The following is a 12,081-nucleotide window of genomic DNA, read 5'->3' on the forward strand; positions in this document are numbered from 1 at the left end:
TTCAAACAAAATTAAGAAATGGCAAAACAAGTAAGATATAACGTTGAAGCTCGTGACGCACTTAAAAAAGGTGTGGATACTTTAGCAAATGCAGTAAAAGTAACTTTAGGTCCAAAAGGACGTAACGTAATCATCGATAAAAAATTTGGCTCACCAGCAATCACTAAAGATGGTGTATCGGTAGCTAAAGAAATCGATTTGAAAGACCCAATTGAAAACATGGGTGCTCAAATGGTAAAAGAAGTAGCAAGCAAAACTGCTGATATTGCAGGTGATGGTACTACTACTGCTACTGTTTTAGCTCAAGCAATTGTTACTGCTGGTATTAAAAACGTTGCTGCTGGAGCTAATCCAATGGATTTAAAACGCGGTATCGATAAAGCGGTAGCTGCAGTGGTTGAGAATTTGAGAACTCAGTCACAAACTGTAGGTGAAGACAACAATAAAATTAAGCAAGTTGCTTCAATTTCAGCAAATAACGACGAAGTAATTGGTTCGTTAATTGCAGAGGCAATGCAAAAAGTAGGTAAAGATGGTGTAATTACCGTAGAAGAAGCAAAAGGTACTGAAACAGAGGTAAAAACTGTAGAAGGTATGCAATTCGACAGAGGTTACCTTTCTCCTTACTTTGTTACTAATGCCGATAAAATGGAAGCTGATTTAGACTCGCCTTTCATCTTGATCTACGACAAAAAAATCAGCAACATGAAAGAATTGTTGCCAGTATTGGAAAAAACTGTACAAACTGGTAAACCGCTTTTAATCATTGCTGAAGATTTAGATGGCGAAGCTTTAGCTACATTGGTAGTTAATAAAATCCGTGGTTCGCTGAAAGTGGCTGCTGTTAAAGCTCCAGGTTTTGGTGACAGAAGAAAAGCAATGTTAGAAGACATCGCTATCTTAACTGGCGGTACAGTAATTTCTGAAGAAAGAGGTTACAAATTAGAAAATGCTGATCTTTCTTACCTAGGAACTGCAGAGAAAGTAGTAGTTGATAAAGACAATACTACTGTAATCAATGGTGCTGGTAAAACTGAAGATATCAAAGCTCGTGTTGGTCAAATCAAAGCTCAAATTGAGACTACAACTTCGGATTACGATAAAGAAAAATTACAAGAGCGTTTAGCTAAACTTTCTGGTGGTGTTGCCGTACTTTACGTAGGTGCTGCTTCAGAAGTTGAAATGAAAGAGAAAAAAGACCGTGTTGATGATGCTTTACACGCCACTCGTGCTGCTGTAGAAGAAGGTATTGTTGCTGGCGGTGGTGTTGCTTTCATCCGTGCGGTTGAAGCATTAGCCAACCTAAAAGGTGATAATGACGACGAAACTACGGGTATCGCAATCGTGAAACGTGCTATTGAAGAGCCTTTACGTCAAATCTGTGAAAACGCAGGTATCGAAGGTTCTATCGTAGTACAAAAAGTTAAAGAAGGCACTGCTGATTTCGGTTATAATGCTCGTACTGATGTTTACGAAAACTTAATTAGTGCAGGTGTAATTGACCCAACTAAAGTATCTCGTGTTGCTTTGGAAAACGCAGCATCAATTGCAGCAATGTTGTTAACTACCGAAGTGGTATTAGCTGATGAGCCTGAAGAGGCTGGCGCTGGTGCTCACTCACACCCTCCAATGGGCGGCGGTATGGGCGGCATGATGTAATCTGAAAGTCCAAAGTAAAAAGTTGAAGGTTGAAAGTGTTGCAAAACGCTTTAAACTTTCTACTTTAAACATAAAAGAATCCCTCAAGGCGAAAGTTTTGAGGGATTTTTACTTTTACACCCTTTCATTCCGATGTTAGGAAAAGTCTATTTTGCATCATTTTTTTTAAATAACTTTCATATTTAGAAGCGCCCCTCTCCTACTACTATTTCCTGAAAGTCCACCTGTGCCCAACTTACTTCGGAAGCTTTTCGCTACAATATTTTTGTTTCTGCGCTGTCATCCTGAGCCTATCGAAGGATGTTCATTGGCAACACATGCTTTGATAAACTTAGTATGACACTAAAACCAACAGACTGGAAAACAAAAAGTATTTCCGCTTCATCCGGGCTAGTTAACAAAGCCAGCCTTGCATCCATTTCTTTGTCCCTTGGCTCCTGAAGTATCGGGATTTCGTTACACTCAACCTTATTGCTGATTCTGCTTTAACTTTTCGGACTTCCCCAACTTTCTAACTTTCCAACTTCCCAACGTTCCAACTTTCTAACTTCCCAACTTGCAAAAAAACTTTTCACTTTTTACTTTTTACTTTCTACTTTTAAGCCATGTGGGAAATATTAGGCGACAGAAATCAATTCCTTAGCATTGCGGAAGTAAACAAGTTTTTACTGACCATTTTACTTTGCGGGCTCATTGGTGCCGAGCGTGAATACCGCAGCAAATCTGCAGGCTTAAAAACCATGATCATGATTGGACTGGGAGCCGCCCTTTTCACGGTACTTTCAGTAAAAATTGGCGCTAGCAGTCACGATAGGATTGCTTCAAACATTGTTACTGGCATAGGTTTTTTGGGCGCTGGTGTAATCTTCAAAGAAGAAAACCGCGTAAAGGGTTTAACTACCGCCTGTGTTATCTGGATTGTAGCAGCTATTGGAATGGCGGTAGGATCCGGTTATTTCATTCAAGCTATTGGTGTAACAGCCGTAGTTTTACTTTCGCTGTTAATTTTCCCTTATATCGAAAACGTAGCAGATCGTCGTTTTACCAAACGCACCTACCGCATTGTAAAAAAGTATCAGAACAAAGATTTAGATAACTACGAATTAGTTTTCAAACAGCATAAACTCAAACCTGTCCGTGGAAAGCATCAATTAGCTAACGGCATTATTACTGGTACTTGGGACGCCGTAGGCAGTCCCGCAAAGCATCATGAATTTGTAGAAACAATGCTACAAGACAGCAGTATTATTGAGTTTGATTTTTAGAATTTTCTTCTTCGCTTGTAGTTACCACATCCGATTTTTCTTCCCTAAGCGCTTTAAAAAACACATCTTTCCTTTGCTGCAAGGCTAAAACTTTCTCGTCAACCACGTAAGTATCCGACCACCTATCGTGCCAAGGCGCACAAGGATTCCCAAAAGCACTCAATGCGTTAAACGGCACTGCCCTGATAAAATTCCTAGCTAGCAATTGCATCAATGTTGGAGGCTCTCCGTTTACATTGATAGCTCTAGTACCTGTAACCAGTTTCCCTAAAGATTTACCCTGGAAAGCTGCTTCAGTCGCAAACATCACAATCGCATAAAAAATCAGCGATAGCACACGATCCCAGAAAGGATTAATGTCATTGTAAGGAATAGTTCCCGGAAATACAATCTCGAATAAGAAACCGAAAAAGATTACAATTACATAAAAAGCAAGCAAATCAATTAAATAATTTAGGAACCGTTTATTTGAGTTGGCCCGGCAGTACGCTAAATCAAGTCCATCATAGCTGTTAATTTGTTCCATATGCATTAATTTTTAGCTTTTGTCAACATTAATATGAAGATAATAAATTGACGGTTTGTTCCTAGTTTTAAATCAGAAAACAATTGTAGCTTTGCATTATGTCCAACGAGCAAATATCAGTTTTTGACATCTTCAAAATAGGAATTGGTCCTTCTAGTTCTCACACGCTTGGCCCTTGGCGAGCAGCACAGCAGTTTACCAACAGCTTGGCATTGCAGGGTGTATTAGAAGAAGTAGAACAGGTAAAGATTTTATTATATGGCTCTTTAGCCAAAACAGGCAAGGGTCACGGAACCGATATTGCCATATTACTAGGTTTAGCAGGCGGCGACCCAGTTACATTTGATGTAAATGCCATTGATAGTACGGTGGAAGAAATTAAGGAAACTCAACTACTGAAGCTTGCGGGGAAAAACAACATTAACTTTTCCTATCAGGACGATTTAATTTTTCTGTTTACCGAAAGTCTCCCATTCCACCCAAATGCGGTTACCTTTCAGGCATTTTTAAATAGCGGAAAAGCCGTTTCCGAAACTTATTACAGCATAGGCGGTGGCTTTGTGGTAAAGGAAGGGCAAGATAGTTCAGAAAAAGACCAAGTAGACCTACCATTTCCAATAGAAAAAGCTAGCGAGCTTTTGCACTGGTGTTTGACTACGGGATTAAAGGTTTCCGAAATTGTGATGGAAAACGAAGCCGCTTGGCGACCAGAAGCGGAAACTAAAAAGGGCATTTTGCAACACTATCAGGTAATAAAAGATTGCATTTACCGTGGCTGTCACACTTCTGGTTTCTTACCAGGAGGACTGGAAGTTGCACGCAGGGCAGCTAAGTTAAACCAACGATTAATTGGTGAACAAACTTACAACGATTATAATAGCTGGATTGTTGCCATTCGAAATGGCGGTATGGGCTTCAACTATATACTAGACTGGGTGAGCTGCTTTGCCTTAGCAGTTAATGAGGAGAATGCCGCTTTTGGTCGTGTGGTAACTGCACCTACCAATGGTGCTGCAGGGGTAATTCCAGCGGTGCTTCAATATTTTATTACGTTTTGTGATGGTTACACTGACGATAAAATCATTCAATTTATTGCCTGCGCTAGTGAAGTTGGAAGTATTTTTAAAAAAGGGGCTACCATTTCTGCAGCAATGGGTGGATGCCAAGCCGAAATAGGAGTATCATCTGCAATGGCTGCCGCTGCATTAACTGAATGCTTGGGAGGTTCGCAACGACAGGTATTAATGGCTGCAGAAATAGCGATGGAACACCATTTAGGCCTAACCTGCGACCCAATTGGTGGCTTAGTGCAGATCCCTTGTATTGAGCGTAACACAATGGGTGCAATTAAAGCCATCACAGCTAGTCAACTGGCATTGCAAAGTAATCCAGATAAGGCCAAAGTAAGCTTAGATGCCGTAGTGAACACGATGTGGGAAACGGCGTTAGACATGAACGCAAAATACAAAGAAACTTCTGATGGCGGTTTAGCTACTAAAGTGCCTATTAGTTTACCAGAATGTTAGCACTAAACGTTTAACGTTAACTATGGCGTCAATGTAGCCGCAGAAAATATTCGATCTGATTATTAAAGGTTTTCTTTCATCTGCCTCGCAACTTCCTGCGCTTGCAGGTCATCGCTTTGCGACAGATGCTTGACAATACGCTCTCTATTAATTTGCGAATGATTTTGACTTAACTTAAAAATACCTTCCAATGAGGTTACGGTAATTTCAAAACCTTCAATAGCTTTTAAATGCTTTTCAATATAATCATCAGATAAATGATGAAATGCGGCCGGACTATTTTGCCCTTCGTATTGATCGGTCAACGATTTGATTGCTGCTCTAGTTTCGTCCTTATCCAAAAGCCTAATCTTGCCTTTTGCTTGTACGGCGCTATAATTCCATGTGGAAGCCGATGAAGGGTTTTCGTAAACTGAAGCGCTAACATAGGCGTGGGCATCACTAAAAAGTGCCAGAACATTATCATTAGCAAAAAAAGCTTCATAATGATCCGTTTTTTTCATCACATGCCCTATCAACTTAATAGCGTCACCTTCCTGTTTAATTTGCAAAGGTATTTGCGTAGCAGAAGGAATATTTTGATTTGCGCCAATTACTACAGCAAAGGGATGTAACTGCATGAAGGCTAACAACTTATTGTTATCCTTTTCTAAAAAACTATCAACTTTATACATTATTAGAATTTAACGGTCAGTGTAGCTCTATAGCCAACAACGTTAGAATTAGACCATTTACTGCCGCTTGTAAGTAAGCGCATGGCTTCCTCATCCTGTAGTTTACCCAAAGACTTATCTACTTTAACATCAATAGGGCTGCCATCGGCTGAAATGCTGAAGCTTAGCACTACAATTTGCGAACCAGCTACAAATAATTTGTTTTTCTTCCGGAGATATTCCTCGTATGCTTTCCAACCAATTTTTGGGGCACTGAGAGGATTTGTAACAGCTTTTTTCGATTTTTCCGAATCACTAGCAACCACCACTTCTCTCAACATTTTTGCATCTTCATCTAAACTCACTTTTAGTGGCTCATTTACTTTAGCTTCAATATTTTTTCTTGCAAACCCCAACGAAGCGACTTCCAACGTAACTTTATCAGCTTCTTTGCCAACAGGAAGTGTAAACTCGCCACTCCTATTGGTAATCGCTCTGATATCATCGCCAACCATTTTCACGTCAGCACCTGAAAGCGGTCGTCCGTATATATCGTAAACTGTTCCTTTAACCGACCTCAAATTAGGATCAACTTTTGCCTGAATTCCTTCGACTCTGCCATCTAACATTTGAATTGGCGCATTTGGAGCAGCTGTTGGTACACCAACCATGGCTTGCTGCGTAAACGTACTCTTCTTTAAGGCTGCGCTTGTAGTTCTTAGTTCAAGAGATGTGGAATCAAAATAGCCTGCTTGATCGGCTGAGTTATTTTTAGCAACTATACGATTTCTCTTGGCCAACACGTTACCTAAAGCTTGTGTTACCTTTTTATCCACAACCTTATTTGCATTTCCAGTATTGGCTAGCGTATCTACTGGTGTTGTAGCTGCCACTTTTGGTTCGAGGTTCACTTCAATTCCTTTGGCACGTTTTGCAGCAGCTAGCTGTTCCTGCTCACGACGGTTGCTTTCACGCATCATAAACAACACACCAACGGTAATAAAAAGTACCGCAGCAGTAGCCGCAATGCTTAAGCGGTGAGAAGTAAGCTGCCATTTTTTACGTTCCACAGGCTTTTCTGCCACCCGTTCTTGCAGCTGTTTTTGTAAAAACGACAAAGTTTGAGTGCGCTTTTTTGCTTCGGTTAAACCTGCTAAGGCTTGGGCCACAAAAGGGTCTTCAAGCGAAACGCGTTCCACCTTATGCATCATGCCGGCATCCAACCTCCCTTCTAGGTAGTCGTCCAATACTTCAATATCTAACCATTCGTTATTGCCCACTGTTCTTTTCAATACAAATTTTCAAATTGCGTTTTCCATTTTGGATGTAGCTTTTAACTTTGAGCATATCGTAACCCGTAATTTCGGCAACTTCTTTATAGCATTTTTCTTGCAGATAAAATAAATCTACGCTTTTTCTTTGTTCTTCCGAAAGGGTTTCCATACACTTTTCCATGATGGTCAACTGAGTTTCTTTTGTGTTGTCGATATCAAGATGCACCAACTCATCATTTTCCACAAAATTATCGTCAAGCGTTACGGTTGGATTTTTACTTGATTTGCGCAAGGCCATCAAGCAATGGTTACGGGTGAGTACATGTAGCCAGCTTTTAAAGTTTTGAACTTGATGGATTCTCAACTTGGTTACCAACTCTTCAAAAATCTGCATTACGGCATCTTTACTCTGCTCTTCATCTTTAAAATAGTTAAAGCATACCCCAAAAACCAAATGCATGTACTTATTATAAAGCTCACCCAATACTTCCAGATTGCCGCTTTTCTGGTAAGCAGCAACTAAAGAAAGATCATCATTGGCCGTATCGCCATATGCTTCTTTTTTAGATGTATTCTTGATAAACCTCAACGCCTTGGAATGCCTAAATTTCTCCAAGTATAAAAATATTTTCTGAGATGAGTATGGAAAATTATGGATAGCCACATCTACCCTTTACAAAGTCAACAAGCTTAGAAGTGATTAGTTGGAAAGATTGACTTTAAAAATCGACAAAAAATTTAGGTGATGAAAATACCCCATTTAATAGCTTATTTCTTAGTTGTTGCCTTGAGTGCTTGCGGTAACAAACAAGCAAAAGAAGTTGAAAACGTAGATAAAATGACTAGTACAGCATCTGTTATGCTAATGGCTCCCTCCTCTGCATACGAGGATAATCGGCAGAAAGCTAATTCACAGTCTACAAATCCCCTAACTATCATCAACAAACAGAAAATTATCAAAGATGGCAACATCACTTTGAAGAGCAAAAACGTAATACATAGTAAAAAAGCAATTGACCAAAGCTTAAAAAAAATGGATGCCTATTATGAAAGTGAAGACTTGCAAAACAACGAGCAAAGCATGGCATACAATTTAAAAATACGCGTTCCTGCGGTAAATTTTGAGCGATTAATTGCAAACCTAGAAAGCGGTGAAGATGAAATAGAGGCGAAAAACATACAAGCTAGAGATGTGACAGAAGAGTATGTGGATATTGAAACTCGCTTAGCAACCAAACGAGAATATTTACAGCGATACAAACAAATTCTCGCCAAAGCGGCAACAGTAAAAGATATTCTGGCGGTAGAAGGAAACATTAGAACACTTTTGGAAGAAATAGACAGTCAGGAAGGCAGATTAAAGTACCTAGCAGATCAAGTTTCTTTCAGCACATTAAATATCAATTTATACGAGCAAAAAAATTACATCGAGCAACCAAAAAGTAGTTTCTTAACCCGAATAAAAATAGCGCTCAATTCCGGCTGGCAATCCATTGTCAATTTCACATTGTGGCTGTTGGGGATTTGGCCGTATCTAACTATAGCTCTTATCGGATATGTAATGATAAGACGGTCGATAAAACAAAGAAAAAACAGGAATTAACCATCATCAATTCATTTAAAACCTTAACGATATGAAACTTTTACTAACCCCAATAGCGCTGCTACTGCTTTTTTTAGGCTACAGTAGTACGCCTACACGACAAATTACGGGCAAAGTTACTAGCATAAATGATGGCTTGGGGCTATCCGCTGCCGACGTTAGAAGTTTGCCAAGTAAAACTACCGCCAAAACAGATGCTAATGGAAAATACAGCATCAAAATACCCGTTACTGATACGCACATAGAGGTAAGCTTTTTAGGCTTTCAAACTCAAAAAGTAGCCATTAAAAAAGCTAACGTCATTAATTTCAGCTTAGCAGACGACGTAAAAGCCTTAGCGGAGGTTTCAGTTGTAGGCTACGGGACAGCACATGAAAAAAGAATTGTATCAGCATCTTCTACCGTGATAATGGGAAATGCAAGCCCTAATGCTAATTACTTAAATGGCCGTATAGCAGGCTTACACGTAATGAACGATATGAATACGGAGAGCTACTCCAAAATTTCCGAAAACAACTTCAAACGGGCATCGGATCATCCGCTGTCGACCTTCTCCATCGATGTAGATGCGGCTTCCTACAGTAATATCCGAAGGTACATTAACGGAGGAAACTTACCACCAAAAGACGCCGTACGTGTAGAGGAAATGATCAATTATTTCGATTATAACTATGATCAACCCAAGGGAAACGATCCGGTAAATATTGTAACTGAAGTTAGCGCAGCACCTTGGAATAAAGAACATCGTTTAGTGCATATCGGGTTACAGGCCAAAAATATTCCTACTGAAAAGCTACCTCCTTCCAGCTTGGTGTTTTTGATTGACGTTTCGGGCTCTATGGAAGCCCCAAATAAACTGCCATTGCTAATTAGCTCCCTACGTTTACTTACCGATAATTTACGCGACCAAGATAAAGTTGCCATCGTGGTTTACGCTGGCAGCTCAGGCTTGGTGTTGCCTAGTACTTCGGGCGATAACAAACAGGCAATTAAGGAGGCATTAAGCAAATTAAGAGCAGGTGGATCAACTGCTGGTGGTGCAGGCATTAAATTGGCCTACAAAGTAGCAACCGACAACTTCATTAAAGGAGGGAACAACCGCATTATACTTGCTACCGATGGCGATTTTAACGTAGGCGCAAGTAGTGATGCAGACATGCAAACTTTGATCGAGGAAAAGAGAAAAAGTGGTGTTTTTTTAACCGTTCTAGGTTTTGGAATGGGAAACTACAAAGATAGCAAAATGGAAGTTTTAGCAGATAAAGGCAATGGCAATTACGCTTACATTGATGATATCAACGAGGCCAGAAAAGTACTAATTAACGAATTTGGCGGCACACTATTTACCGTTGCTAAAGACGTTAAGCTGCAAGTTGAATTTAACCCCAGCAAAGTACAAGCCTACCGTTTAATTGGCTATGAAAACAGACTACTGAACAACGAAGATTTTAACGACGACCAAAAGGATGCAGGAGAAATGGGTGCCGGACATACCGTAACAGCACTTTACGAAATTATCCCAGTAGGTGTAGAAAGCAAGTTCCTGAAAAGTGTTGATGCGCTCAAATATCAAAAAACCTCATCATCTTCAAACAACACTAGTAACGAGCTTCTAAATGTTAAAATGCGATACAAACAACCTGATGGCGACAAAAGTAAATTACTGCAAAAGCCAGTAGTTGACGAAGGACACAACTTACTACAACAAACTTCCGATAATTTCAAATTCTCTGCATCGGTAGCTATGTTGGGTATGTTGTTACGCCATTCTGAGTTTGTACAGCAAGGCAGCTTCGATACCGCCATTGAACTGGCTGAAAGTGCCAAAGGCAGCGATAAGGAAGGCTATAGAACCGAGTATGTTAAAATAGCTAAATCGGCAAAAATTTTGGCAAAAGATTTGCGTAATTTTGCTGAAACGGGCGGGGACAAATAACCTCGCTCGTTAAAAAAATTACGATACTTGATGAGAAAAACAGGATTATTTTTAGCGGCGGCTGCCTTGTGCTTTAGCGGCTGTGATGCACAAAGCCAAGGGAAATTAGGCGATATTTTAGGCCAAGTGGCTACTGGAGCAACCGGCACACCAACAAGTTTGGAAATTAGCAATGGCCTAAAACAGGCTTTGGAAATTGGAACCTCGGCAGGCGCAGATCGGCTATCGGCTAAAGATGGTTTTTTTGGGAACATGGCGGTTAAAATTTTATTCCCAACTGAAGCACAAAAGGTGGAGAAAACTTTACGTAGTGTGGGCTTAAACTCATTGGCCGACAATGTTATTTTGAGCTTGAACCGTGCCGCAGAAGACGCAGCGAAAGAGGCAAAACCTATTTTTGTAAACGCGATTAAACAGATGACCATAGCTGACGCAACCAATATCCTCCTAGGAAATAAGGACGCAGCAACACAATACTTTAAAAGGGTTACTACGGCACAGTTGATGGAAAAATTTTCTCCGGTAATTGCCAACAGCTTAAGCAAGGTAGGCGCAACTAGGTATTGGAGCGATGCCGCTGCTGCATATAACAAATTGCCGCTGGTGAAGCCTGTAAACACCAACTTAACGCAGTATGTTGCAGAAAAAGCGATAGATGGGATGTTTTTACAGGTAGCGCAAGAAGAGTTAAAAATTAGAGACAACATTAGTGCCCGCTCAACTACCTTGCTACAAAAAGTATTTGGCTATGCTGATAAAAAGAAATAGGCCCCTCTAAATCTCCCCAAAGGAGAGACTTTTACAACTTTGTTGATTTGTTAATAAAATTTTAAAGGAATAAAACCAATTTTTTGCTAGCTTGTTATCATAAAACAATAAGCGTTTTAAAAATGACAAAAAAAGTCCTGTGAGTGGGCTATCCGCGTAGGGCAGGCACAGCATAAATAGATAAAATTCTATCAAAAGCATCCTAAATTAGGGTGCTTTTTTTGTTGAAAGGAGTTTCAAGCTTAATATCTAATTATTGTTTTTGTTAACCAAGCACCACAGCACGTAAGAACACCTGACAAGGGAAACGAGTAGAGTGCTGAAGCAAGGACAGCCACATTTGCCACGAAACAAAAAAGTGCTTTTATACAATTCAGTAATTGCTTGGTAATATATAGCTGGTGGCGCATACGGCTATTGAGTTTATCTGTATATTTGCATTTTATTTTTTTCAAAATGATTTATATAACACGTAGGGAGAGTTTTAACGCAGCACATAAACTAGCAAGACCAGACTGGAGCGATGATGAGAATACAGCAGTGTTTGGCAAGTGTGCCAACCCAAACTGGCATGGTCATAACTATCAGCTTTTTGTTACCGTAAAGGGCGATGTAAATCCTGAAACCGGTTTTCTAGTTGATTTAAAATGGCTGAAGCAAATCATCAACCAATATGTGATTGATAAAATCGATCATAAAAATTTGAACCTTGATGTTGATTTTATGCAAGGAGTTTTGGCTTCTACCGAAAATTTAGCAATTGCAATTTGGAATATCTTAAATCCGCTGATTGCAGAAGGAGGTGCACATTTGCACTGTATCAAACTTTACGAAACCGATAACAACTACGTCGAATACTTCGGCTAATCCA

11 protein-coding genes are annotated in these 12,081 nt (G+C 39.9%); 7 read left to right on the forward strand and 4 right to left on the reverse strand.

From position 1 onward, the window contains the following. The first annotated feature begins 18 nt into the window (after positions 1-18). Both groL and ACY2A0_RS05710 read left to right on the forward strand, forming a co-directional pair. The gene (groL, locus tag ACY2A0_RS05705; protein WP_461788590.1) at positions 19-1,659 is read left to right on the forward strand and encodes a chaperonin GroEL; all 1,641 of its coding nucleotides are present in this window, start codon (positions 19-21) and stop codon (positions 1,657-1,659) included. Positions 1,660-2,264: 605 nt separating this feature from the next. Further along, positions 2,265-2,924, forward strand: coding sequence for an MgtC/SapB family protein (locus ACY2A0_RS05710; protein WP_461788591.1), 660 nt, complete (start codon positions 2,265-2,267; stop codon positions 2,922-2,924). Here ACY2A0_RS05710 and ACY2A0_RS05715 read toward each other — a convergent pair. Further along, positions 2,905-3,450, reverse strand: a complete 546-nt coding sequence (locus ACY2A0_RS05715; RefSeq protein WP_461788592.1) for an RDD family protein — start codon at positions 3,448-3,450, stop codon at positions 2,905-2,907. The genes ACY2A0_RS05710 and ACY2A0_RS05715 overlap by 20 nt on opposite strands. Before the next feature lie 98 nt (positions 3,451-3,548). Here ACY2A0_RS05715 and ACY2A0_RS05720 point away from each other — a divergent pair, with 98 nt between their 5' ends. Continuing rightward, a complete protein-coding gene (locus tag ACY2A0_RS05720) occupies positions 3,549-4,976 on the forward strand; it encodes an L-serine ammonia-lyase (RefSeq protein WP_461788593.1) in 1,428 nt (475 codons plus the stop codon). A gap of 62 nt (positions 4,977-5,038) precedes the next feature. Here the strand turns inward: ACY2A0_RS05720 and ACY2A0_RS05725 are convergent, their stop codons facing one another. Genes ACY2A0_RS05725 through ACY2A0_RS05735 form a run of 3 tightly spaced genes read right to left on the reverse strand, consistent with a single transcriptional unit; the run spans position 5,039 to position 7,492 of the window. Continuing rightward, positions 5,039-5,650, reverse strand: a complete 612-nt coding sequence (locus tag ACY2A0_RS05725) for an FMN-binding negative transcriptional regulator (RefSeq protein WP_461788594.1) — start codon at positions 5,648-5,650, stop codon at positions 5,039-5,041. Positions 5,651-5,652: 2 nt separating this feature from the next. Further along, positions 5,653-6,921, reverse strand: coding sequence for a carboxypeptidase-like regulatory domain-containing protein (locus ACY2A0_RS05730; RefSeq protein ID WP_461788595.1), 1,269 nt, complete (start codon positions 6,919-6,921; stop codon positions 5,653-5,655). Continuing rightward, complete coding sequence (locus ACY2A0_RS05735) at positions 6,899-7,492, reverse strand: RNA polymerase sigma factor (RefSeq protein WP_461791040.1); 594 nt, start codon at positions 7,490-7,492, stop codon at positions 6,899-6,901. The genes ACY2A0_RS05730 and ACY2A0_RS05735 overlap by 23 nt, the downstream gene beginning before the upstream one ends. 156 nt (positions 7,493-7,648) lie before the next feature. Here ACY2A0_RS05735 and ACY2A0_RS05740 point away from each other — a divergent pair, with 156 nt between their 5' ends. From ACY2A0_RS05740 to ACY2A0_RS05755, 4 genes are all read left to right on the forward strand, one after another. Then, positions 7,649-8,506 carry a DUF4349 domain-containing protein gene (locus ACY2A0_RS05740; RefSeq protein ID WP_461788596.1) on the forward strand — a complete coding sequence of 286 codons (858 nt, stop codon included), beginning with the start codon at positions 7,649-7,651 and terminating at the stop codon, positions 8,504-8,506. Between the two features lie 31 nt (positions 8,507-8,537). Further along, positions 8,538-10,442 (forward strand): vWA domain-containing protein, encoded by a 1,905-nt coding sequence (locus tag ACY2A0_RS05745; protein ID WP_461788597.1) that lies wholly within the window; start codon positions 8,538-8,540, stop codon positions 10,440-10,442. A gap of 30 nt (positions 10,443-10,472) precedes the next feature. After that, complete coding sequence (locus ACY2A0_RS05750; RefSeq protein WP_461788598.1) at positions 10,473-11,210, forward strand: DUF4197 domain-containing protein; 738 nt, start codon at positions 10,473-10,475, stop codon at positions 11,208-11,210. Between the two features lie 456 nt (positions 11,211-11,666). Beyond that, positions 11,667-12,077 carry a 6-pyruvoyl trahydropterin synthase family protein gene (locus ACY2A0_RS05755; RefSeq protein WP_461788599.1) on the forward strand — a complete coding sequence of 137 codons (411 nt, stop codon included), beginning with the start codon at positions 11,667-11,669 and terminating at the stop codon, positions 12,075-12,077. Positions 12,078-12,081: the final 4 nt, after the last annotated feature.

The sequence above is a fragment of the Pedobacter sp. genome (assembly GCF_965249885.1).
GTDB lineage: Bacteria > Bacteroidota > Bacteroidia > Sphingobacteriales > Sphingobacteriaceae > Pedobacter.

Coding starts and splice junctions, on each gene's coding strand:
- ACY2A0_RS05745 (WP_461788597.1), top strand. CDS start 8,538: ATGAAACTTTTACTAACCCCAATAGCGCTGCTACTGCTTTTTTTAGGC.
- ACY2A0_RS05720 (WP_461788593.1), top strand. CDS start 3,549: ATGTCCAACGAGCAAATATCAGTTTTTGACATCTTCAAAATAGGAATT.
- ACY2A0_RS05725 (WP_461788594.1), bottom strand. CDS start 5,650: ATGTATAAAGTTGATAGTTTTTTAGAAAAGGATAACAATAAGTTGTTA.
- ACY2A0_RS05740 (WP_461788596.1), top strand. CDS start 7,649: ATGAAAATACCCCATTTAATAGCTTATTTCTTAGTTGTTGCCTTGAGT.
- groL (WP_461788590.1), top strand. CDS start 19: ATGGCAAAACAAGTAAGATATAACGTTGAAGCTCGTGACGCACTTAAA.
- ACY2A0_RS05715 (WP_461788592.1), bottom strand. CDS start 3,450: ATGGAACAAATTAACAGCTATGATGGACTTGATTTAGCGTACTGCCGG.
- ACY2A0_RS05755 (WP_461788599.1), top strand. CDS start 11,667: ATGATTTATATAACACGTAGGGAGAGTTTTAACGCAGCACATAAACTA.
- ACY2A0_RS05750 (WP_461788598.1), top strand. CDS start 10,473: ATGAGAAAAACAGGATTATTTTTAGCGGCGGCTGCCTTGTGCTTTAGC.
- ACY2A0_RS05710 (WP_461788591.1), top strand. CDS start 2,265: ATGTGGGAAATATTAGGCGACAGAAATCAATTCCTTAGCATTGCGGAA.